Raw genomic sequence first — 22,354 nt, 5'->3', positions numbered from 1 at the left:
GCTGACCTTCGCCGTGGCCCCGCTGGTCGTCTCCAGGGCGCTGGTGTCGGCGATGCCATGCACGGCCGTGGTGTCGGCCTCGTGCGCGGCCACCGCAGCGGCCGCCGTACCGGCCGGGTCGTAGGTCCCGGCGTGGGTGTGGCCGGAACTCGCCGCGCCGATCGCCCCCGGCGTCGGCAGATCAGGCGTGCCGTGCGTGTGGTCGCCCCGGGAGTACGTCGTGGCAACGCCGGCGGCGGTGGCCTGGCCGTAGGAGGTCTCTGCCGCCACGGTGCCCGAAGGGGTGCCACCCCCGCCGCCGCCGGCTGCGTCCACGTACGCCTCGGACGCGGCGGGCGAGGCGTCCTGCAGGACCAGGGGCCCGGTCAGGGTGCCGCCGGCGAGCGGCAGGTATCCAGCCAGCTCCTCCCCGGCATCGCCGGGCAGGGTGACGCGCAGGTCACCCACCCACGGGGTGCCGGAGCTGGGCACGCTGATGTAGTACCGGGCCCGGCCGGTGGCCGAGCGCTCGTCGACCCGGTACAGCGTGTCGCCACGGGGGGAGGTGATGTCGCCGGTGGGGGTGAGCGTTGCCGTCCACGTGCCGTCGGCGTCGACCACCGGCGTGGCGCCGCCGATGACCTCGGCGTCGCCGGTGAACCCGATGACGGGCTGGCCCTGGCCGTCGACCAGGGTGATGGTGACGGCCGCAGCTTGCGGGCGGCCACCGCCGGGGCCAAGGAGCGTGCCGTGGATGGCCGTCACGGCGTCACCGGCCCGGGATCGTCGAGGCGGTAGGACAGCTTGAACTCGGCGAACGTCAGGCGCAGCGGGCGGGAGCAGTTGTGCCGCACGGCCAGGCCCAGCGGGACGCCCGGGTGCACGAAGAGGGCCCAGGACTTGGCGAGGTACTGGCCGCCGCCGGTGGCCGGATGGTCCTGGGTGCAGGTGGAGTCCGGCGGGCCGAACATGCCCAGCGGGTCGCGGACGAACCTGTCGCGTACCTCGGTGTAGTCGCCGTCGTCCCAGTGCAGCATCGCGTCCAGCCGCCCCCAGGCGTGGTGCGCCGGCCAGATCAGGCCCGAGCGGGGGTCGGCGAAGGAGACGGTGCTGCCGTCGGGCTGGACCGGCGGGTGCATGTCGAAGGGGTCGTAGGACTCGGCGACGCCGAAGGGGAACCGCACCACCACGTACGCGCTCCCGCCGGGCGGGATGGTCTGCGGGTCCGGCACGGTGAGCGAGCACACGACATCAGGCACAAGAGCTCCTTCGTGGGGGCAGGGAGCCGGCGGGCCGGGCCGGCCGCTGGTCACAGGTTCTGGATCCGGGAGGTGGGGCCGAGGTCGTAGATCAGGAAGCAGAAGCTGGGGACCTCGATGCGGGTCGTGCACGTCCCGGTGCCGCTGAACCGCTGGTGGCCGAGGTTGACGTTGCTGATCGTGGTGTCGCTGAGCTGCGGCCACACGAAGGTCATCAGGTTGTTCTTGAAGTTGGAGGCGGCCTCGCAGCGCACGATCGGCTCGAACGAGCCGAGCTGGGTGACGCCGACGGTGCCGTCCCAGATCGAGAACCGCATCCGGTCGTTGGCCACGGTGGACTGCACTCCGACCTGGACGTCCGCGCGGTAGGCGCGCCCGGCGTACAGCGGCCCGGAGTTCTGCGGGTTGGCCGAGGTCACCGCGGCGTAGGTGCCGGAGGTGGTGTTGGTGTCGACCAGGGCGCCGGTGTGGGTGCGGCCGTCGACCAGGCGGATCACCGGCGCGTCCAGGTTGAGCCCGTCGGCGGTGACGATCTGGCCGGCGACCAGGTTGGGGTAGCTCACCAGGTGCTCCTCACAGGGCGAAGACGACGGGGTAGCGCAGGCGGACCTGCGCGCCGGCCAGGTGGGTTTTGACCACGCCGTTGACCGACCTGGTGACCGTGAACGTCTGCGGCGAGCTGGTGCCGGAGATGGCGGTGACGCGCATCGCCTCGCCGCCGATGACGATGTCGAACGGCATGTCGCCGGCGGCCGTCGTCCACAGTGCCCGCCCGGCCGCGACCGCCACCGTGAGGCTCGTCGCCGTGGTGCTCAGCCCGGCGTTGAGGGTGGAGTACAGCGAGTCGGTGCGGCCGTAGGTGGTGTGGTTGAGCTGCAGCACCCGGTACGGCCCCGCGGGGCTGCAGTTGAACGTCAGGTCCCAGCCGTAGGAGGTCAGCGTCTCGGTGTAGCCCTGGGCCATCAGGTCGATCGTCTCCGGCGGCAACCAGGCCGGCGGGTTGGCGATCGTCACCCGGTCGCCGGTGTCCAGCAGCACGACCGTCTCGATCAGCGCGGGGTTGCGCAGCAGGTTCACACTCACCAGCGGGTACCGGGCCTCGTCCCAGGTGCCCAGGTGCAGCCGCCACCCGGCCTGGCTGTCCAGCTGGTCGTCGCTGGCCACGTTGATGGTGACGCTCTCCTCATACCGGCCGACGCCGGCCGGCGGCGCCGAGGTGGACACCGGCCCGGTGCTTTGGACCGCCCGGGAGCTGGACCCGCCGGCCCGCTGGATGGTGATGTCGTTGCGGACGCCGGCGTCGTCGTCGACCGGCTCGAACGGCGGCGCGACGTGCCCGGCGGTGTAGTCCAGGACCAGCGCCGCGTCCTGGTCGTACAGGGAGCTCCGGGTCCGAAAGCCCAGGCCGATCCGGTCACGGGACTCCAGGAGGATCCCGGCGTCCGCGCCGGCGGCCTCCTCCATCAGGTCCAGCAGCGTCTCGGGCAGCTGCGGGCCCATCGCCGCGGTGGTCGACAGCTCCCCGACGGGGGTGAACGCGATGCCTTCTTCGGCGCAGAGCCGCTTGACCCGGGCGCCTGCCGTCTCACCGACCCAGGCCCGCAGCGCGGGCGCCCCGTCGAAGATGCTGGTGATCGCCGAGTGGACGGACAGGTGGCCGATCGCGGTGGTCGACAGGCCTTGGTCGGGGGCGATGCGCACGGAGGTGACGCGGCCGACGGTGTCGGTGGTCAGGGTGCCGGAGAAGGCGGATCCGGTCGATGCGCCGACCTCCAGGGTGACGATCTGCCAGGCCACGTCGGCGCCGGTCTCCGTCAGCTCGACCGAGCACCTCAGCAGCTTGCCGTCGACCGCGAACGTTACGGTGCCGGAGTCGCTGAGCAGGTCGCCGTCACGGTTGTAGGACTTCAGCGCCAGCGTGCCGCCGGTGCCGTAGACGACGTCCCACCGCACCGCCGATCCCGAGCACCACACCCGGACCAGGACCTGGCCGCCGATCGCGCCGCCGGCCGGGACCGCGAGCAGGAACCGCACCTGCGTCTGCGCGGTCGGGGTGTAGGGCTGCAGCCGCCCGATCGCGGTGCCCGCCCAGGTGGGGATGGGCAGGCTGCCGGTGAATCCCTCGAAGGCGGCCAGGTCCGGGGCGCCGGTGATGGCCATGGCCGTCCCGCCGCCGACACCGGAGGCCAGGGAGGTTGCCCCGTCCTCGTCCTCCAGCGGCCAGTAGCCCAGCACGCTGCCGGTGTTGGCCGGCGCGGTGAGCTCGCGCCGCAGCACCGAGTTGAGCGGGGAGGCGCCCTGGCCGAGGCGGCGTTGGATGCCGGCGGCCTGGACCGGCACCCACACGTCGTTGCCCGAGACGTCCCACCGCGAGGGCCAGGAGGAGATCTCCCCGCAGAACCGCACCCGCCGGGTGGTCAGCGCCGCCGAGCCGGCCAGGGTCCACGTGCGGCCGGCGGCGTCGGCGAACGAGGCCGCGCCGGCGGTCTGGATCGTGAAGTCGGGGTTGGCCACGACGCTACCGGCGATGCCGTTGCGCAACTCGAAGGCGTGCACCTGCCCGTACACCGCGGCGGCGGCCAGGTCCGCCACATCGCCCACGCTCAGCGCCGCGGTGGAGGCGAAGATTGCGGTCGTACCCGCGGTGATGACCGGGTCGCCGAGCTGCGTCCACGGCCCGGCGATCGTCGCCGCGGTGTAGAACGTCACCGTGTTGCCGGCGGCGCCGTTGTTGACGTCCAGCGTCGCCCGGACCGCCCGGCGCCTGGTCGACGGGGCGGGGACCGGCACCGTGCTGGCGATCGTGATCACCGTGGCGGAGCCGGTCGCAGACCAGCGCAGCTGCAGGATTCCCGCGTCGGTCAGCGACAGGGCCCAGGACCTCTGGTTGCCCGAGGTGACGTACTTGCCGGCCAGGTCGGCCGCCGTCCGCCAGGAGGCCACCGTCGCGTCGATCCGGACGTCGATGTCGCCGGTGATGTCCAGCGCGGCCACATCCGGTGTGCTCACGTAGTCGGTGACGGCGCCGGGCAGCCCGAGGTAGGTCGGCCCGTACAGCACCGACACCCGCACCGGCGTGTTGCGGCCCAGGACCCCGTAGTAGACCGAGGAGGGGTTACGCGGGCTGTACTTGCCGAGCCGGTTGTTGAAGGAGATCTCGCCCTCGCCGGGGTCGACCTCCTCGCCCTCGTCCTGCCGCCCCCTGGTGATGGTGATCCCGCCGTCGCGGATCAGGACGTCGGCGGTCACGTCGGTCCACGTGCCGGCCAGCTGCAGCTCGACCAGGACGTCGAGCGGGGTGGCGGGGAACACCATCAGGCGCTGGCGCTTTTGCCGAAGGCGACCTGCACCGAGCCGCGGCCGTCGATGCGGACCATCTTGCGGATCATGCGCTTGAGGTCGGAGTCGGCGCCGGCCACGTGCAGGGTGACGGTGACGTGCCCGGCCGCCCCGCCGCCGCTGCCGCGGGTCATGCCGAAGTCGCCGGCCATCCGGGCGACCAGGCCCATGGCCTGTGGCCGGTAGGCCGGGTCGTAGGGCACGAACCCCTCGGGCGCCCGGCCCTCGCCGAACAGGAGGGTCGGCCGGGTCGCGATCCCCGGGCCCGGGCGGATCCCGCCGCGGGCGTACCGGTGGATCCCTCCGCGCGCGTACCCCATCGCGGCGTAGGTCTCCTGCAGGTCCTCCTCACTCAGGCCGGTCATCCGCATGACCTGCGGGATGCTCTTGGCGCCGGCTTTCCTGGCGGCCTTGACGGCCAGGATGTCCGGCAGCGCCTCCAGCTTCGCCTGGTACTTCGCCGCCGTGGCCACCTTCCCCGCCAGGGCCTTGAGCTTGGAGGCCGACAGCTTCGCCGCGCCGGCCGCGTACTTCTCGGCCTCCGGGCCGCCCATCGCCAGCAGCTGGCGGGCCAGCTCGGGGAAGCCGCGCTTGGCGATCGTCTCCAGGTTGCGGATGAACGCCGCGGTGTTCTTGATACCCAGGTTGAGCGAGGCCGTCAGGCGCGCGGTCGGGGTCAGCTTGCTGCGCTTGTACCGGGCCGAGGCCGCGGAGAGCTTCTCAGTCGCCGTGGCCAGGTCACGCCGTTCCTTGGCCACCCGGGCCTCGTCATCGGCGATCGTCCGCGCGCTCTTGTGGGCCCTGCGGTCGGCGGCGAGCTTGCGTTCGGCGCGGCGCAGCTGGTCGACGGCGTCCCGGCGAGCGCGGATGACCTTCGCGTAGTCGGTCTTGGACAGCGCCTTGCCGTCCATGAACCGGCTGACGTAGTCGGTCAGCGGCGCGTCCACCGGCCCCCCGGCGGCGTAGCCCCGGACATCGCCGACCAGGCCGCCGCCGGCGAACTTGCCCGCGTTGATCGCCTCGATCAGCCCGCGATGCCGTTTCGTCTGGCGGGCGTTGATCACGAACTCCTGGTCCGACAGCATGACCATGCCGCCGCCGTCGACCAGGGCCGGGATGCTGTCGGAAGTCGTGGTCCCGGGCCCGCGCACCATACCGCCGCCGGCGCGGCGCACGATGCCGCCCCGGGCGCTCCCGGGCGCCCACGGGACCCCGGTCTTGGGGCCGACGTTCACACCGAAATCGCGGCGGATCATGTTGATGTAGACGGTCTTGCCCTGCAGGTTGTTGATCCGGGTCTGTGTCGCCGACAGCGCTGCCTGCGCCTGGGCGGTGTTGGCCTTTACGACCACGACCTTGCCGTTGGGCAGCACCGTGACACGGTTGCCGAACTTGTCCACCGCGGTGGTGGCGCCGCGCGCCCGGGTGACCGTGCCGCCCATGGCCGCGATCAGGGTGTCCAGGGCAGCCTTGCCCTCCCGGCTGCCGCCGGCCAGCCGCAGCAGCGCCGGGAACTGATCGATCATCGCCTGGGAGGAGGCCTTGACGTTCTTGGTGGCGCGGAACTCGGCCTGCGCCCAGTCGCGCAGCACGCCGAGCTGCCCTTCCAGCTGCTCACGCCGGGCCCGCAGAGCCTCGTTGCGCTGCTGGTCGGTGGAGTCGCCGTCCCGCAGGATCTTGCCGGTGTCCTTCAGCACCTGGCCGGTCTCGGCGACCGCGTCCTTCCAGCGGTTGGTGGCGCCGAGCACCGCCAGGGCGGGACTGAAGTAGGCGTCGAACGCCGCGGTCAGGGCATCGACGCGGGTCTTCAGATCCGCCGAGGCGTCGCTGGCGATGTCCCAGGCGACCTTGATCGCGTCGGTCGGCTGGACGCCGGCCTTCTGCGCGTCCTGCAGGCGCTTGTAGGAGGCGACTGCCTCGTTGATCGTCTCGTTCTTCCCGCGCAGGGCTGACCGCAGTTCGATCAAGGGTTCGACGCCGGCGCGGTACCCCTCGAAGGAGATCTCGTTCTCGTCGTTCTGCTTCTTCAGCGCAGCGATCTGTCGGTCGATGACCGAGGTGACCTCGGCGTGGGCGTCCTTGTTCCCCAAGATCGCGTCGGTGTAGGCCGACATCGACACGCCGGACCGCTGGGCCAGATCCAGCAGGCCCTCTTCCTCCAGCTTGTGCGTGGTCAGCGCCCGGGTGGCGACCCCGAGCGCCCCGGCGTCCTGGCGGATCGCGCCCTCGAACTCGGCCACCTGTGCGGCAGCGTCGGCCTGGCTCGCGGCGAACACCGCCAGCAGGGCGATCGCGCCGGTGACCGCCATACCCCATGGCCCCGACAAAATGGTGCCCATCCCGGTCAGCACCGCGCCGAGCCCACCGGCCTTTCCCTTCACCCCGGCCGCGCCGTCGCCGAACGCGGTCAGCTTCCCGCCGGCGGTGCCCAGCAGGCCGCCCAGGCCGCCCAGCGGGCCCCGCAGGGCCATGGTCAGCACCGCCATCTGGACCAGCCCGGGGGCGACGTCTGACACCGCGCCGACCAGGTCCAGCAGCATGGCGACGGTCTTGAGGCCGACGCCGGCCACCGGCCCCAGCGCCTGCAGCAGGTTGGTGGCCGCCCCGGCCGCCGAGCCGAGCGTGGAGGCGATCTGCTGGGTCGCCGGCCCAGACGCCTGCTCCAGGAAACTGAGGAACTCCTGGCCCTCGGGCCCGTCGATCGCCCGCTCCAGGTTGTCGAGGAAGTGGCCGAGCTCGGACGACACGCCCCGGGCGATGGGCACGAGCTTGGGCATCTGCCGGGAGGTCATGCCGAGCGCCTGGTTGAACAGGCCCAGGGTCTCCGGCTCCATCGACCGGGCCAGCGCCTTGTACTGGCCGATCAGGTTACGCAGGCCGACCGCGGCGGCCTTCTCGCCCTCGGAGAGGTTGTCCCAGTTGGCGACCAGGTCCTGCTGTGCCTTGACGACCTTCAGGATCGCGGGGGCGGCCAGGGCGGCGAATGCCACCACGCCGGCGCCGGACGCGGCGAACGCCGGCGCGACCGTGGTGGCGCCGGCGGCCAGCGCTAGCAGCTCGCTGCGCATCAGCGTGGCGCTCTTGCGAGTGGTCTTCTGCTTGGCCTCCATCCGGGCCAGGCTCTGCTCCAGGCGCCTGGCGGCCAAGGCCGCCTTGGCGGCGGCGGCCTGGAAACCCTTCGGGTCACCGTCGATCTTGACGTTCAGATCGCGCGTGGGCACGGCGTCTCACCTCCTTGCGGGCGTCTGGGTCGTTGGGCACGAGCACGGTGTGCGCGCCGGGCGTCTGTTCGGTCAGGCCGCTGGACAGGGCGCCGGTCATGGCGCAACCGGGGCAGCACAGGACCTCAGCGGTGTAGGCATCGGCGCGGCCGCCCTTCTCGGGATCCCACTCCGCCGCCCGAGTGCCGCACCCTGAGCACCGCTGACGGTCGCGCAGGTGCTGCCAGGTGGCCTTGTCGCGGTCGTCCTGGCGCCAGCTCAGGAAGGCAGAGTGCGGAATCCGGTAGGCCCTGCAGATCTCCAGCTCTAGAGCGAGTCCAGGATCTCCGTCCAGCCTTTTGGGAGCGTGGGGGACACCGTTCTGACGTTGACCGCCACGGCGGCGTTGAACAGCTCCACCCGCTCAGTGCGGTTGCACGTCCTGGTGATCCACTCCAGCCACTCCTCGGGGGTGTACACCGGCGGCGCGCACCGCAGGAACGTCTCCCGGGGCAGGGTGTCGACGTTCCACGCCTCATCTTCGGTATCCGGCCGGGGCGCATGCTGGGCCACCAGCACCTCGAACTCTTCGGGATCCATCGCGGTGAAGATGATGGGCTCGAAACACTCCTCCAGCGCGGCCAGTGCGGCCTTGACCGCCTCCTGGGCAGTCGCTTCGCGTTCGGTGCCGAGCGCCATCAGCAGCTCGGCCTGTGCCTCGCCGAGCGCGGCCTCGGCGGCTGTGGTGTCCTGGACCCGCACCTTGTAGGGCAGTGTCGGCCGCTCTTTGCCGTCCAGGCGCTCACGCAACCCCACCTGATCTCCTACCTGTTCCAGCCGTGCTTGCGGCCGATCTCGATGACGGTCTTGGCTAACGCCTCGGTCACCGCCCCGCCCCGTTGTTCGACGGCGCGGAACAGGAACGGGCGGGCTCTTTGGGCGACCCACGGCAGGCCTCTGGTGCCGCCGTTCGCGGCCCTGCGCGCGTACCGGCGGCGAGCGCCGGCGGTGCGCGCCCTGCTCTGGTAGCCCGCCTTGAACGCCCCGGGCAGCTCGCGGCCGAACACCATGTCCCGCCTGCGGGAGGGCCCGAACACCGGGTGCCGGAAGGTACCCGGGTCGCCGAGGTTCTCATACGGCCGCGCGTGCGGGGCGCGGCGACTGCTGACGACGATGACGATCCCGCCGCGGCGCTTGGCGAACCTCGGGCTGATTCGGGTCGCCTGCGGGATCCGCGTGGACCAGGCGGAGTTCGCCCGCGACTGCGCCAGGATCGGCTGCGCGCCCCGCTGCAGCGCCGGGCGGAGCTCCTTACGCAGTGCCGGCGGCATCTTCCCGAAATCGACGACGAGCTTGCGCAGCTCCTGGTTGCCGTCGAAGCTGACCGCCACCACCACGGTGGGCTCCTAGGAGGTGGCCCGGGTGACCGCGCCCGAGGTCGGGTAGGTCGGGTTCTTCATCGGCAGCTCGCCGATGCCCCCGCCGATCATGTGCGAGCCGATGAACACGCTGCCGGTGTACTTGGGGTTACCGGCGCCGACCGCCCCGGCGTCCAGCCGGACCTCGAACGTCACGACCGTGCCGAGCAGCGGCCACAGCGTGGCGTCGACCGAGGAGGCGGCGACGTCGTCGAGCCACTCGGTCTGCAGCTGACCGCTCTTCAGGCCGCCGGCGGCGCGGACCCAGCCGTCGCCCATCGCGGTGGGGTCCAGCTGGGCGGCCTCCACGGTCAGGGTGGCGCCCTTCATGTGGTCGGACAGGTTGACAGCGTTGATCACGAGGTACTGGTTGAGCAGGGCCATCACGGCCATGGGGGTCTCCTTACTGGACGCCGATCGCGCCCGCGAGAGTGAAGCTGCCGGTCACGGCCGAGATGTTGAACCGGTAGTAGTCGTCGGTGATGGCGCCGGCTACCCGCGGCATCCACGTGCCGCCGGCCGTGGTGATCGGGCCCAGCGTCGCCCGGGTCGTCGCGCTGGTGAACCCGGCGTTGTCGTCGCTCTGCAGCTGCACGGTGATCGTCGTCCCCGGGGTGCCGAGCACGTGCAGGGTCGCGTACAGGTACTGGGCGGCGCCAACCGCGCCCAGCTGCAGCGCGCTGCCGAGCACGCCGGTGGCGGCCTTGACCTGCATGGCGGCTGCCAGCCGGCCGCGGACCACGCCGATGGAGTTGCTGCCGTGCCCCTCCAGGGAGTACGGCGCCAGCTCGCCGAGACCCGCACCGCCGAGCTGGTACTGGTAGTGGGCGCCCTGCCACATGTAGGCGGGGTTGCCCTCGGTCTCGATCGGTCCGAAGGTCATCACCCGGTCGGGCACGGCGAGGTCGTTCCACGTGATCGGGTCCACGGCGTCGGAGGAGGCGGACTGCCAGAACCCGCCCATGTTCAGCACGCCCGAGCGCAGGCCGCCGGGCCCGAGTGTCTTCCAGCCCTGGCTGCGGAACGTGGTGGCGTCGTTCTCGGCCGCCTCGCCGGAGAAGGTCAGCGCGTTGGAGTCGGCGGTGAAGTCGTGGGCGTGGACGTAACAGAACGCGTTCAGCAGCGCGATGACGCTCACGACGGACCCCCTGGGAGCTCGTACAGGTGCCACACCAGGCCGTCGGGGCAGCGCGGTGTCGTCCCCCACCACCTGGCGCCCTCAGGGAGCGGGTGACCGGTCCCGAACACCTGGAAGGTCCGCGGCACCCGGGTGTCGGGGTCGTCCCAGCCGGCGCCCTCGGCCCAGAAATCCACGACGCGGGCCGCGTTCTCGCCCACGCCGATCCGGCCGGCCGCGACATGGACCGGGTCCCCGGCCATCTTGACGACGGCCGGCTTATCACTCACGACCACCCGGTGACGGAGCATCCTGCGGGCCATCAGGACTCCGGAGCGCTCGGCGCGGTCAGCCGCTCCGCCGCGCTCTTGGAGATCTCGATGTGCCCCGCCTCGACCAGCGCCGGAACGTTGACCTGCTCCGGGTCCAGGTCCACGGTGCCGCCCGGCGCGGTGCCGGCCACCTCGCACGTCCCGACGACCCTGGCCCGGACCTTGTCACCGGCCTTCTCGCTCTTGTCTGCCATCTCAGCCCCTTCCCGACGACGCGGACGATCATCGCCGCGCCGAAATAGACGGTGTCCCCCCGGATCGCTGTGCACCTGCTGCGCTCACTGCAGGTGGGACAGCGCCTCGAACGTCAAGGTCAACGCGGCCATGGCGGCGTCGTCGTCGGCACCGGACTCCAGCTCCATCCCGGCGATGGTGATCCGCTTCAGCCCTTCCAGGTCGCCGAGCGTGGGGTCGCCGGCGACGGCCGCGATGATGAGACCGCCGAGCTCGACCGCGCGGGCCTCGGCGTCGGCGACGGTGCCACCAGGGACGGTCGCGACGCTGTACACCGCCAGGGACAGCGTCTCGGTACGGGGTACCCGGCCCCCGACCCGCATCGCGGTGATCGCGTAGGGCCCCTGAGCCCCGCCCAGGTAGACCATGTCGCGCTCGGGGTTGGCCGGCGGGCCGTAGGAGACCTGCACATCACCCAGCGGCAGATCCGCGATCAGGTCGAACAGCCTCTGCTTGACCGCGACCACGTTGGACGCCAGCACCGTCACCGCTCACCCCCGTGGAACAGCGACCCCCGCTGGGGGTCGAAGTTCAGCGATCGCGACGCGGGCGTGGAGCCGTCCTGGTCTCCGGTGCCACGCGGGCCGCGGGAGTACCGGTCATAGACCGCGTCGACCTCGGGCACGCCGGTGCGTGAGGCCGACGGCGTCGACAGCCGGTAGGTGCCGCCCTCGGCCACGGTGAACGAGATGGCCCGGTCGGGCACCCCTGAGCGGTGGATGTTGGCCCGGCTCCTGAGCCGCAGCAGCGATGCACGCCGCAGGTCGGCCGGCGGGGCGTCCGACCCGTACTCGTACTCCAACAGCACGTTGCAGATGCCCTCGGTCCACACCCCGCCATCGGTACGGCGCAGCAGCCCGTCGACGGTGACCGCGCACGCCGCCAGCTGGCCGACCGTCAGGGGCACGAAGGTCTGGCCGATGCGCGGCGCGACGCTCGCCGAACGCACCGTCCGCACGCCGCGCAGCAGCATGCCGGCGACGTACTCGTCGCCGCCGTCGGGCAGCAGCAGATCCGGTGTGCCGCTGCCGCCCAGGATGACCCGCCGGTACCTGGGGACGAACGCCCGCTGGCAGATCCGCTCGCACTCCTCCTCGACCTCCTGGCGGCTGATCGCCAGGTCGGCGGAGGGGTACTTGCCGGTGTCGGCGAGCGAGGCGTCGCTGGCGCGCGCCACGCCCAGGTCGAAGAAGAACCCACCGACCACTTCGACCAGGTCGGCCTCGAGTACCGGTTGGCCGCCGATGGTGGCCGACCAGGCCGCGGTGAGATGGGTGAGCTGGGCCTGGGCGGCCACCGGGAAGGAGTACCGTCCGCCGGCGCCGGTCGCGGTCCCCGAGGCGACCGGGTGCCCGCCTGCGTCGGTGATCGCCACGGTGACCGGGGTGGAGGACTCGCCCGGCGTCTCCTCGTCCATCAGGAACGTGTGGGTGAGGGTCGCGGCCCGGCCGCGCAGGATCCTGCCGCCGTTCATGCGATGTAGACCGATCCCTCGATCGCGCCGGACACGACGTCGGCGTAGATGCCGTTCACCGCCCACACGCCGTCGGGATGCATGAGGTTGGCGCTCTCACCCTGGGCCAGCGCCACCGTCTGCAGGATGGTCCCCGATCCGGCCGAGGCGTTGTCGTGCAGGCGCAGCACCGCGCCCGCCGAGCCGGAGGTCTCCCGCACGGTGAGGCCCCGGTACACGGCCGGGGCGGCGACGACCGCCTGATCAGAGCCCGTCAGCGCGACGGGCCTGATCAGGGCCATCAGCGCAGCCGCCAGGTGATGGCGACCACCCCGTCCGGGACGGCCAGGCCGCTGGCGGTGTGGGTGATGTGCACGCTCAGCAGGTCGCCGGCGGCGACGTCGCGGTTGGCCAGGGTGGCGTGCAGGGTCAGCGCCTCCGGGACGTTGGCGACGCTGTCTCCGGTGGTGGGCACGTTGTAGAGGCGAGCGGTCGCCCACTGGACGGTGCCCGCGCCGGCCTGGCCGCGGTTGCGGAAGGTCAGCGTGAAGTAGTTGGTCGCGTTGGCGGTGATCGCCGCGGCGGGCGTCCACGTGGCGGCGATGATCGTGCCGCGCTGGGGTGCCTGAATGGTGGGCTCGCCGGCCACGTTGATGGCCTTGGCGGGCACCTGGATGCACATGATGTTGTTGCCGCGCAGCTCGCTCCACAGGGTCACTGTCGGACTCCTTTCGTGTTGGTCGGTGTGGGGCCGGGCTGGGCTCAGGCGACGCCCACGCCGCCGTAGAATCCGCGGTGGTCCAGGACCGTGCCGGAGTAGATGTGCCTGATCTTCAGCGTCATCTTGTCCGCGTTGAACATGGATCCGACGTTGCCGTCCGCCTGCGTGAACAGCTCCGGATCCTGCCTGCCCTGGAAAAACCCGATCTCGATGGTGGGCACCGCGGCCGGGTCGGCCGCCAGGAACCAGTCGCTCGGGTCGGTCAGGTAGGACAGCACGATCAGGTTCAGGTTCTGGTGCAGGTTCGGCGCCGTGCGCGACAGCTCGGCGTCGGTGGCGACGCCGCCGACCGACACGGCGCTGGTGGCCAGCGTCCAGCCGGCCTCCTCCAGCGCGGCCGGGACGATCAGGTGCCGCGGCGTGTTGTCCAGGATCTCGGAGGCGTCGCCGTAGGCCGCCTGCTGACGCATCCGCATCCGGGCGGTGGTCAGCGCGGTCTGCGTCAGGACGCTGGTGGTGATGTTGTTGCCGTGCGAGGCATGGAACAGGGGCACCCCGTCGTAGGTGCACACGACGTTGAGCCGCAGGAAGTCCCAGACGAAGCGGAACAATGTCTGCGCGGCGGCCCGGCCGAGCTTGGTCGGGATGGCGGAGATGGCCCGGACGTCGTCGTTGACGATCATCTCCATCGTCAAGTCTTCCGTCCCGCCCTTCTTGCTCAGCGCGTAGGACGCCTCCTCGTCAGGCGGGCTGGTGAGCGGCTGGTAGGGGCCGCCTTCGGCCACGACCGGCAGCGTCCCGTACCCGCCGACCCGCCCGACGCGCTGCGTCCGGAAGTCGTTGATGGGCACGAAGGAGGAGACGATCTGCCGCCAGGACTGCAGGCTGGGCAGCGAGTACAGCGCCATCATCCGCCGGGTGATGGAGTCGCCCAGGACCTGCGCCCAGGTGGTGGTGTCCAAGGACTCCTCGGCGCGTATCCCGGAGTCGAAGCCGATGCCGAAGGACTCGCGCAAGATTCGCCGGTTGACATCCTCGGTCCAGTCGGTGGACCGGTAGCCGGTGAAGTCGAAGTAGGCCTGCTTGAATGAGTGGTAGCCCTCGCTGTGGCGACCGTCGAAGAACGCGTCCAGCGCCTTGATCTTGGCATCACGGGACTCCTGCGTCACCGTGACGGTAACGCTCGGGAGCAGCGATGCCCGCTCCAGGATCGCCATCCCGCCCTTCACGCCGGCGATCTGGGAGGCGACGTCGGCCTCGGTGATCCGGTCGGGCAGCGCGCCGGTGATGGCCTCGACGGCGGTCTCGGGCAGGCCCGCGTCGGCCACCATCGCCTTGATCATCGCCTTGGCCATCCACCCGGCCTTGGGCTGGGCGACAGTGCCCTCCAGCACCTTCTCCGACGTGGGCGGATCGGCGGGCTTGGCCGGCACGGCCGTGGTCTCGGCCGCCTTGGCCAGGCCGACCTCGGCCAGTTCCTCCGGTGTCGCGTCCTTGAACGCGGCCAGGATCTCCTGCTTCGTCGCGGGCACGGGTGCCTCCGTCTCGGTTGTGGGCTCCGCGCCCGTGATGGTGTTGGCGATGACACGGGAGGCCTTGCCGCCGGCGGCCGGGTCGGAGACCAGATCCACGCTGTTGACCTTGGTGATGGCGGTGGCTTCCTGCAGTTGCACGCCGTTCTCGGTGACCGGCGTGAAGGTGGCGTAGACGTCGTGCGACAGCCCCACCAGCGGGTTCAGGCCGTCGGCCTGGCCCGCCAGGGCAGCGTCCAGCGCCTCGGCCGCGTGCTTCGCGCCCGGCAGCAGGTGCAGGTCGGCGTACAGGCCGTCCTCGGCCGCCTCGACCTGCCGGTAGGCGCCGACCAGGCCTTGGATGGTGCCGGACTTCAGCTCGGCCAGGTCGCGGTGGCGGTCGAAGGCCTTGCTGCCCTCGTACAGGGCGGCCGCTGCCGCTAGTACGGCCTGCGGGTAGCGGCGGCCGTTCTTGGAGTCGCCGGCGCGGATCATGCGGACGCGGAAGATCCGGCCGCCGTCCGCCCCGGTGCCCTTGGCCTCGATGACACGGGCGTCGGCGGCCGCCGACACCCGGTGGGTCTCCACCAGCACCTCGCCGGCGACCGGTTCGTCCGGCGTGGGCGCGGCGGCCGGGTCGGGCGCGTAGGTGCGCACCACCCGGAACGGCTCGCCGAGCTCGACCGTGTTGCCCGCGCCGATCGTGTAGTCGCACTGGTAGAGGTCGTCGGTGAAGCTGGCGTACACCACGGCGCTGTCGGTCAGGTCGCTGATGTACACCCAGCCGTAGGAGGTGCCGGCCTGGGTGCGGTTCCGCGCGACGAGCGCGGCGCGCACCAGCTCGCGCTTGTCGTCGTAGGACAGCTCGCCATCGATGAGCGCCTCGACCGCCGTCGCCGTCTCGGTCACCCGCCGCGGCTGGTCGCCGGCGCTTGCGTCGAAGGTGTGCCCGCACGCGGGGCAGCGGGCCGCGGCCTCGCCGGTCGCGGCCAGCGAGGCATCCTCGCCGCGGAAGCCGACCGTGCACGCCTCCTGGTTGCACTCCGGGCACAGGCCCGGCCCTCCGCACCTGGCCGGCGCCCCGGGCCAGGGCTCGGTGGGCTCGCCTGGGCCGATCCAGTGTCCGTGCCTGGTGTAGGTCACCGGGTGACCTTCCCCCACACGCTGCGGGCGGGCGCCCGTGCCCACTTCGAACGTGTGGCCGCACTGGGGACACGTGACGCCGGCGGCTCCGGCCGCCGGGACTGGGGCGTCTTGGCCGCGGAACCCGGCGGTGCACGCCTCCTGGTTGCAGACTCCGCACAGGCCCGGCCCTCCGCACCTGGCCACCGCAGCGGGCCGCGGCTCGGTCGGTTCGCCGTCCCCGATCCAGTGTCCGTGTGTGGTGTAGGTCACCGGTTCACCCTCCCCAGCCGCTCGGTTCGGCTCTTGCGCGCGATGGGCTTGGCCGGCTCCTGCTCGGGCTCGGCCTGGGCCCGTTCCGGGTCGTCGCCGGCGGGCTTCATGGCCTGGTCGGCAGAGCCGTCCGAGACCACCAGCTCGCCGCCGCCCTGCCTGCGGCCGCCGTCGCCGGCGGCGCCGATCTCCCCCGCGCGGCCGTCATCGGGGTCGACCTCGAGGTCGCGCTCCGCGCCTTCCAGGGGCGCGTACCAGCGCCGCAGGTGCTCGTTGCCGGGGTGATCGTCGGTCGCGAAGACGCCGTCATCGGTGATCAGCCGGCGCGCCCCGTTGGACATGACCACGGCCACGCCGTGAGCGGCGTGCTCCGCGCTCTGGATCTCGGTGACGGCCACGCCGATCGCGCGGGCAGCCTGATCACGTGTCACTTCGGCCAGCTCCTCCCACGACCGCCAGGCGGCCGAGCTTGTTGGACTTGGCGTCGTCGACAGCCGTCGCGACGTCGTCAGGATCGGCATCGGGCTTGCCCAGGTCAGAGGAGTACGGGATGCCCATGTAGTCCTCCCAGGCCTTGCGGGCGGCCACGGCCGCCGCGTCCCGGGTGAGGACGCCGTTCTGGACCAGGTGCTCCAGACCGGTGGACAGGTTGAGCAGGACCTGGGCGCCGATCGAGGCGTCGGCCGCGGCCACTTCCGGCCCGGTCACGGTGACCGCCATCGCGGCGGGGATCTCATACGTCTCGCCGGTCTTGGGGTCGGTCGCCTCGACCATCCTGGGCAGGCGGGCGGCGGCCACGGCGCGGTCCACGGCGAAGCGGCTCAGCTCGGTCTGGTAGCCCAGCCACTGCCGCTGCACGCCCTGCACGCGCCGCCGTACCGGCTCGGCCATGGTCAGCGACGTCGCGCGGTTGGCGTCCTCCGGCTCGGCCAACCAGGTCTTGGCCAGACCGGAGCCACCGGCGATCATGGTCAGCACGGACCGGTTCGCCGCGGTGTCCTCATACGCGCCGGTCTCGGCCGTCTTCGCCGACCACTCCACCGACTCGTTGTGGACCTCGACCGACCCTGAGCGCGGCACGTGCAGCCCGCCGCGGTCCCTCACGAACTGGTCGACCTGTTCCTTGCCGCCGGCCACCTTGACCGTCCACACCAGGTAGCGGGCCAGCGCCGTGCGGTCGATCAGGTTGGACAGCACGGTGTCGTAGGCGTCCAACCAGTCCAGGATCGGCGTCATGAACGGCATGGACCGCTTGTCGGTGATCAACGTCTTGAACGGGGTCCACCACATCGCGCCGCCGGTCCGCAGGCCGGTGCCGTCGTCCACCGCGGCGACCGTCACCCGCCGCTCATCGCCCGCGGCCTGGCCCAAGATGACCTGGTGCGGCCACAGCGGGTTCCCGCCGACCAGCGACACGTTCGTCACGCCGGTGGTGTCGATCGGCGAGAACCGCACCACGCCCGAGCCCTGGCCCTCCATGAGCTCCAGCAGCGTCTCGCCCATGATCAGCTGGTCGCGGAGGAACAACTCCTGGATGCCCGACAGGTTATTGCGCGGGTCGGCCCAGAACTCGTCCACGACGGCCCGCACCTGCGCGTTGGTGACCTGGTAACTCACACCGCTGTCACCGACACAGAAGCTGGTGTAGGTGTCGATGATCGCCCGGGCCATCGGATTGCTGCGGTAGCCGGCCACCGAAAACGTGCGGGCCCGCTCATGCGTCCAGTACGGCACCTCGCGCCGGCCCGCCGACCCCAGCGGCCGCCACCCCGGCTCGTTGTCGACCGGGTCACCGGCGCCGTACCCAGAGGCGCCGGTGGCGGCGATCTGTGCGGGCGAGGCCTCCGCCGCCCGGGTCTGGGGGCGGCGCGGCGGCGCGAAGATCGACCTCACGACGCCTCAGCCGCCGGCCGCAGCACGGCAGGCGCCTGCCCGGCGGCCTCGGCCTGGGCCTGCGCCTGGGCGCTCATCCCGGCCAGCACGGCCAGGCCGACCGCGAAGACGCCGCCCGAAAGGCACGTCCACCACCAGGATCCGAGCAGGCCGCCCACCGCGACGGCGACCGCGACCAGGCCGAGCAGGCCGACCATGTTGCTGACCGCGCCCAGCGAGATGCTGGGCAGCCGGAAACTGACGATCATCGGGCCTCCCTCAGATGTTCAGGCGACCGGTCGGGCGCCACAGGTCGCGGTCGTCCCAGGGAGCCGCCGAGTCGGCGGCCGCGGGCGGTGCCTGCTGTTCGGCCTGCTGGGCGTCCATGCATTCCTTCATGGCGTTGACCAGCGCGCTCACACCGTCGATCTTGTCGCCGGAATTGGCCCTGTCCGGCTTGACCAAGGCGCCGTCGTGGGTCGCGACGGTCGCCAAGTTGTCGATCATCCACCGCATGACCGGATGCCCGCCCTGCCGGAACAGACCCGCCTTCAACGTGCGCAGCACGTTCTTCAGCGGGTCGTTCAACGACGCGGCGCCCTGCGAGATGGGCACGCACGTCATGCCCTTCTCACCCAGCCGGCGCACCACGTCGGTGGCTCCCCACCGGTCGTAGCCCACGGTCTGGACGGCGAACACCTGGGCGTCCTTGTCGATCTGCGCCTCGACCGCTTCCAGGTCGATGACGTTCCCCGCGGTCAGGGTCAGCCACCCCTCGCGGACCCACACCTCGGCATTCTCCGCGGTGCGCTTGTTCAGGTCCTTCAGCCGCGCTTCCGGCAGCCAGAACCGCCAGACCGCGTCGAAGGTGCCGGCCTCCCGGTCCGGGAACAGCCAGCACAGCGCGGTGACGTCCTCCACGTTGCTCAGGTCCAGGCCGCCGTGGCACGCGCGGCCAGCCAGCGCCGCCTCCTCCACGATGGCCGCCGCGCCGTCCCAGTCGGCCAGCGTGATGTACCGGGTGGTCTGCTTGGTGCGGATCCCCAGGTGCAGCCGCAGGAACGAGGCCAGGACGGCCGGGTCCTGGCGGGCCTCGGCGGCCTTCTCCTCCAGGTACTCGTGCGTGGGTGAGATCCCGAACCCCGGGTTGGCCTTCTTCCAGGTCGCGACCGCGAAGGGGTCGTCCTTCTCGTCCGCGCCCCACACCACGCCGTAGGTGCTGGCGTGCCGGATCACCCGGCGCGCGAGCTCCTCGACCCGCTTGCGCTTCCTGGCGTAGATCGTGTTCGTGCGGCCGTCGTCCGCCGTGGTGATGATGACGATCAGCGGCTGGTCACGGCTGCCGGTGCCCGTCTCGATCGCCTCGACGAGCGCCCCGTCCTTGTGAACGTGCAGCTCGTCGATGATCCCGCCGTGGATGTTGCCGCCGTGCAACGCCTCGGCGACGCTGGCGACCGGGCAGAACGTCGAACCGGTCGCCTTGTGAATGATCTTCTGGGCGAGGGACTTGACGTACGGCTTCACCGCGGGCGCGTGGTCACACAGCGCCTTGATCGGGCCGAAGACGTAGTTGGCCTGCTCCTTGGTCGTCGCCGCGGCGACGACCTCCGCACCGCCCTCGCCGTCGGCCGCCGTCAGGTACAGCCCGAGCCCGCCGCACAACGTCGACTTGCCGTTCTTCCTCGGCACATCGACGTAGAGACTGCGGACGACGCGAACCCACTGGCCGCGCCGGTTCTTCTTCACCCACCCAAAGACCGGGGCGATGACGTACGCGACCTGCCACGGGTCGGGATTGAGCGGCTGGCCCGCCCAGCGACCCTTGGTGTGGCGCAGCTGGCGGAAAGCGGCCAAGACCTTGTCGACGCGCTCGGGATCGAAGCGCGCCGTCTTGAGCAGCTCCCCGGCCTCGGGAGTCTTGATCGTCGGCGGGCAGTCCGGCAGCGGGATGCCACGGTCCTGCAGATACCACGCGACCTCGGGCGAGAGCTTGAGCCGCTTGAGCTCTGCGGCGCTCGGCACGTACCCGCGGCCGCGGCGCCTGGTCCCCGCCGGCGCCGGGCTCTTGCCGTCGACCCGGGACACCGGGCGCTACCCGGTGCCGGCGAAGGGGTTCTCCTTGTCGCCGTCAGCGGCCGGTGACGTGAGCTTGGTCTCGGCGGCCGGCGTCAGGCCGAACTCGGCGCACCAGGCGCGGAACTCGGCCGACGCCCGCTCCACGATGCCGACCAGGGGATGGGTCTTCACCAGGCCGCTGTCGGAGGTGTACGTCATCCCGGAGAACCCCAGGCGCTCCTTGGCGTCCTTCCACCGGGCGTACGCCTCGCAGGCCATCTCCAGCGCGGGCCCGTGGGTCGGTGCGAGCAGCTGCAGCCGGGCGAGCTCGGCGACGAACTCGTCCCACATCACCGCGGCCGTGCCGCTGAGATCCGCCGGGCGCTCAGGGGGAAGACGACGGAAGGCGGGGGCGGGCTTGACCTCACGGCCGCCCGAGTCCCGCGCCTTCCCATCCCTGCCCGTTCCGCGACCTTCAATGAGCTTTAGTCCCGTCGGAGTGGCTTTACGCCCCTTTGTTGCGGTCATGCACCCTCCTCCGGGAAAAAAGATCCATTTCTGAGACGGAAAACGGAAGCCTGGGCGGCAGGTCTAGAGGCACCCCTTCTGACCTGGGAAAACACACCCGGGGGGTGGGCGCTTGATCGTTTCGTCTAGGCCTGCGACCTGCGGAAACATGGGCCGATCCGGCAAGCAATGATCATGGGCTCCTTGATCAACGGCGGCGCCAGCTCGTGATCACCGTGTCCAGCGCGCCCTCGGTGTAGGCCGACTGCCACTCATTGATCGCCGTCACCGTGGCCATCACGTCCGGCCTGCGCCTCGCCCTTGCCACCAGGGTGCTGCCCCTGGGCAGCAGCACCACCACCTTGTCCGCCCGCACCATCCGCGCCAGCCCCGTACGCGTCCGGCCGTTAGGCACACAGCGGATGATCCACACTCGCCCCGTCCGGGTGGCCGCCACCTTCAGCACCTGGCGCCGCATCACCGCATCGGCGCGGGCCAGCGTCGCCGGGTCGTGGTGCCAGTACCTGGTGCTGCCAAGATCCCGGGCGATGGTGTCCAGGTCCAGCACCAAGTCGCCCTCGAGGGCGAAGTGCTGCGCGTAGGTGGTCTTGCCCGCGCACGGCGGGCCGGTGACCAGCACGACGTGCGCGTCAGCCGCGCGCTTGGCGAAGTTGCACGACTGGTGCTCGGGCTGGTAGTTGCTCGGGTCGTTGGTGCCGCCGAGCTGCCGGTCGAGTATGTGGCCGGCGGTGAGCGGGTCGGCCGCCGTCGGCGGCTTGAGGCAGACCGCGCACACGGTCGCGTCCGCCAGCACCTGAGCCGCCGCCTTCTGATGGTCATATCCCAGGCCCCGCCGAGCGGCGGTAGGCCGGGCCCGCTGGCGGGCGCGCGCGCAGTTTGGGCAGATGCGGCGCGCGGTGGTGTGGAGTTGGCGACAGATCGAGCATCGCTGCGGCGGCGCGGACGGCATTCAGGATCGAGGCGCTGCTTCCTTGATCAGGTCCACGTCTTCCTCCCCTCCTGAAGGGGCAGGCGGCGGGCCAGACAACCCGCCACGCTCTACCAATCCCCATCGGCGAGGATCGCGGCACGGGCACCAGCCATGCGCTGCAGTTGCTGGACGGTGACCATCACGTCGACCTCCCCGGCGTGCAGGTGAGGCCCTGTGCGGGGGGACACAGGACCTCACGATCTCGGGCCGGCCACATGGTGGTGTGGCTGATGACGATGGCGTACCAGCTCACGAACGTGATCCACGGCACTTGGTCACGTAGCAGCTACGAGATGAGCGCGCCGCGGGGCCAGCCAGCGATGGCCGCCCATTCCCAAATCTTGGTGGACATCAGCCGGTCTCCGTGTGGCGCAGAGCGGCGACTTGGGCGGGCGACGGGGGCCGCGTGTCCCCGTCGCCCTTCCCGGTTCCCCATTCTCATCTCCCTGACCGTCCCGAGGGGTCAGGAAGTTTCTGAAAAGTGCATAGCCTCAGCCGGCGCGGCCATGCGCTACCTCGTCAAGTCCCTATTCATCTGATCATTGAGCTGTTCGGACGCCTCGTTTAGCGCCATCCGACTGGCCTCCTGCTTCTTCCACAGGTCAGCACGGGAGACATCTGGGCCCAGGTCCATCTGCAGGAGGTTGTAGGTGTTCACCATAGTTTGAGCGGTCTTGTACCACTCATCAAAGATCGCCCTGGCTTCTGGAGATCCGTAGGCAGTGACCTTGGCCTTCAGCGCCGCTTGCTCTGACTGATTCGGCAGGGGATCTTGTTTGGGCTCTCCGCCCGTCGTCATCACAGCGGTCATCATGATGATCGTGAAGGTCATGCCGTTCACGCTGGTCAGTACGTCGAGGTAAGCCGCAGCTCGACGCTCTTCCCTGGCAAGATCTTTCTGGGCCGAGGCCGCCTGCTCGGCCACTCGCTCAACGTGGTTGCGTCCTTGATGGCTGGATAGCCATGTGAAG

The 22,354-nt window shown here is 71.2% G+C and carries 23 protein-coding genes; all 23 read right to left on the bottom strand.

Annotated elements, in window-relative coordinates; all coding sequences use genetic code 11:
• Positions 1–744 (bottom strand): hypothetical protein (locus PYR91_RS10200; protein ID WP_279779224.1); only part of this gene is annotated, 744 nt, incomplete at its 3' end.
• Positions 741–1,238, bottom strand: a complete 498-nt coding sequence (locus tag PYR91_RS10195; protein ID WP_279779223.1) for a hypothetical protein — start codon at positions 1,236–1,238, stop codon at positions 741–743. The genes PYR91_RS10195 and PYR91_RS10200, both read right to left, overlap by 4 nt.
• Positions 1,239–1,288: 50 nt before the next feature.
• Positions 1,289–1,801: a hypothetical protein gene (locus PYR91_RS10190; protein WP_279779222.1), complete on the bottom strand. Its 513-nt coding sequence runs from the start codon at positions 1,799–1,801 to the stop codon at positions 1,289–1,291.
• A gap of 10 nt (positions 1,802–1,811) precedes the next feature.
• Entirely contained in the window at positions 1,812–4,553 is a 2,742-nt protein-coding gene (locus tag PYR91_RS10185) for a hypothetical protein (protein WP_279779221.1), read from the bottom strand.
• Entirely contained in the window at positions 4,553–7,798 is a 3,246-nt protein-coding gene (locus PYR91_RS10180) for a hypothetical protein (protein WP_279779220.1), read from the bottom strand. The genes PYR91_RS10185 and PYR91_RS10180 overlap by 1 nt, the downstream gene beginning before the upstream one ends.
• 306 nt (positions 7,799–8,104) lie before the next feature.
• On the bottom strand, positions 8,105–8,593 hold the full coding sequence (locus PYR91_RS10175) for a hypothetical protein (protein WP_279779219.1): 489 nt from the start codon (positions 8,591–8,593) through the stop codon (positions 8,105–8,107).
• Between the two features lie 8 nt (positions 8,594–8,601).
• The gene (locus tag PYR91_RS10170; protein WP_279779218.1) at positions 8,602–9,174 is read right to left on the bottom strand and encodes a hypothetical protein; all 573 of its coding nucleotides are present in this window, start codon (positions 9,172–9,174) and stop codon (positions 8,602–8,604) included.
• 9 nt (positions 9,175–9,183) lie between these two features.
• Positions 9,184–9,588: a hypothetical protein gene (locus tag PYR91_RS10165; RefSeq protein ID WP_279779217.1), complete on the bottom strand. Its 405-nt coding sequence runs from the start codon at positions 9,586–9,588 to the stop codon at positions 9,184–9,186.
• Between the two features lie 10 nt (positions 9,589–9,598).
• Positions 9,599–10,333 carry a hypothetical protein gene (locus PYR91_RS10160; RefSeq protein ID WP_279779215.1) on the bottom strand — a complete coding sequence of 245 codons (735 nt, stop codon included), beginning with the start codon at positions 10,331–10,333 and terminating at the stop codon, positions 9,599–9,601.
• Positions 10,330–10,602, bottom strand: a complete 273-nt coding sequence (locus PYR91_RS10155; RefSeq protein WP_279779214.1) for a hypothetical protein — start codon at positions 10,600–10,602, stop codon at positions 10,330–10,332. Before PYR91_RS10155 ends, PYR91_RS10160 begins: the two co-directional genes overlap by 4 nt.
• Positions 10,603–10,634: 32 nt before the next feature.
• Entirely contained in the window at positions 10,635–10,838 is a 204-nt protein-coding gene (locus PYR91_RS10150) for a hypothetical protein (RefSeq protein ID WP_279779212.1), read from the bottom strand.
• 84 nt (positions 10,839–10,922) lie between these two features.
• Positions 10,923–11,366: a hypothetical protein gene (locus tag PYR91_RS10145; protein ID WP_279779210.1), complete on the bottom strand. Its 444-nt coding sequence runs from the start codon at positions 11,364–11,366 to the stop codon at positions 10,923–10,925.
• Positions 11,363–12,352 carry a hypothetical protein gene (locus PYR91_RS10140; RefSeq protein ID WP_279779209.1) on the bottom strand — a complete coding sequence of 330 codons (990 nt, stop codon included), beginning with the start codon at positions 12,350–12,352 and terminating at the stop codon, positions 11,363–11,365. The genes PYR91_RS10145 and PYR91_RS10140 overlap by 4 nt, the downstream gene beginning before the upstream one ends.
• On the bottom strand, positions 12,349–12,633 hold the full coding sequence (locus PYR91_RS10135; protein WP_279779207.1) for a hypothetical protein: 285 nt from the start codon (positions 12,631–12,633) through the stop codon (positions 12,349–12,351). The genes PYR91_RS10140 and PYR91_RS10135 overlap by 4 nt, the downstream gene beginning before the upstream one ends.
• Positions 12,633–13,049 carry a hypothetical protein gene (locus PYR91_RS10130; protein WP_279779206.1) on the bottom strand — a complete coding sequence of 139 codons (417 nt, stop codon included), beginning with the start codon at positions 13,047–13,049 and terminating at the stop codon, positions 12,633–12,635. Before PYR91_RS10130 ends, PYR91_RS10135 begins: the two co-directional genes overlap by 1 nt.
• Before the next feature lie 44 nt (positions 13,050–13,093).
• The gene (locus tag PYR91_RS10125) at positions 13,094–15,706 is read right to left on the bottom strand and encodes a hypothetical protein (RefSeq protein WP_279779204.1); all 2,613 of its coding nucleotides are present in this window, start codon (positions 15,704–15,706) and stop codon (positions 13,094–13,096) included.
• 248 nt (positions 15,707–15,954) lie between these two features.
• Entirely contained in the window at positions 15,955–16,389 is a 435-nt protein-coding gene (locus tag PYR91_RS10120) for a hypothetical protein (RefSeq protein WP_279779203.1), read from the bottom strand.
• Positions 16,379–17,851 (bottom strand): hypothetical protein, encoded by a 1,473-nt coding sequence (locus PYR91_RS10115; protein WP_279779202.1) that lies wholly within the window; start codon positions 17,849–17,851, stop codon positions 16,379–16,381. Before PYR91_RS10115 ends, PYR91_RS10120 begins: the two co-directional genes overlap by 11 nt.
• Positions 17,848–18,099: a hypothetical protein gene (locus tag PYR91_RS10110; protein WP_279779201.1), complete on the bottom strand. Its 252-nt coding sequence runs from the start codon at positions 18,097–18,099 to the stop codon at positions 17,848–17,850. The genes PYR91_RS10115 and PYR91_RS10110 overlap by 4 nt, the downstream gene beginning before the upstream one ends.
• Before the next feature lie 10 nt (positions 18,100–18,109).
• Positions 18,110–19,915: a terminase TerL endonuclease subunit gene (locus PYR91_RS10105; protein ID WP_279779200.1), complete on the bottom strand. Its 1,806-nt coding sequence runs from the start codon at positions 19,913–19,915 to the stop codon at positions 18,110–18,112.
• Between the two features lie 6 nt (positions 19,916–19,921).
• Entirely contained in the window at positions 19,922–20,413 is a 492-nt protein-coding gene (locus tag PYR91_RS10100; protein ID WP_279779199.1) for a phage terminase small subunit P27 family, read from the bottom strand.
• Positions 20,414–20,600: 187 nt separating this feature from the next.
• A complete protein-coding gene (locus PYR91_RS10095; RefSeq protein ID WP_279779198.1) occupies positions 20,601–21,206 on the bottom strand; it encodes an AAA family ATPase in 606 nt (201 codons plus the stop codon).
• A 688-nt stretch (positions 21,207–21,894) separates the two neighbouring features.
• Positions 21,895–22,308 (bottom strand): hypothetical protein, encoded by a 414-nt coding sequence (locus tag PYR91_RS10090; RefSeq protein WP_279779196.1) that lies wholly within the window; start codon positions 22,306–22,308, stop codon positions 21,895–21,897.
• Between the last annotated feature and the right edge of the window lie 46 nt (positions 22,309–22,354).

This window comes from Sphaerisporangium sp. TRM90804 (assembly GCF_029846175.1).
Taxonomy (GTDB): Bacteria; Actinomycetota; Actinomycetes; order Streptosporangiales; family Streptosporangiaceae; genus Sphaerisporangium.
Note: the sequence above shows the minus strand (reverse complement) of the source record. Positions and strands in the feature narration are given on the sequence as shown.

Excerpts from the sequence above, each read along its gene's own strand:
- PYR91_RS10165 (WP_279779217.1), bottom strand. The coding sequence starts at position 9,588 with ATGGCCGTGATGGCCCTGCTCAACCAGTACCTCGTGATCAACGCTGTC.
- PYR91_RS10100 (WP_279779199.1), bottom strand. The coding sequence starts at position 20,413 with ATGACCGCAACAAAGGGGCGTAAAGCCACTCCGACGGGACTAAAGCTC.
- PYR91_RS10185 (WP_279779221.1), bottom strand. The coding sequence starts at position 4,553 with ATGGTGTTCCCCGCCACCCCGCTCGACGTCCTGGTCGAGCTGCAGCTG.
- PYR91_RS10110 (WP_279779201.1), bottom strand. The coding sequence starts at position 18,099 with ATGATCGTCAGTTTCCGGCTGCCCAGCATCTCGCTGGGCGCGGTCAGC.
- PYR91_RS10140 (WP_279779209.1), bottom strand. The coding sequence starts at position 12,352 with ATGAACGGCGGCAGGATCCTGCGCGGCCGGGCCGCGACCCTCACCCAC.
- PYR91_RS10150 (WP_279779212.1), bottom strand. The coding sequence starts at position 10,838 with ATGGCAGACAAGAGCGAGAAGGCCGGTGACAAGGTCCGGGCCAGGGTC.
- PYR91_RS10135 (WP_279779207.1), bottom strand. The coding sequence starts at position 12,633 with ATGGCCCTGATCAGGCCCGTCGCGCTGACGGGCTCTGATCAGGCGGTC.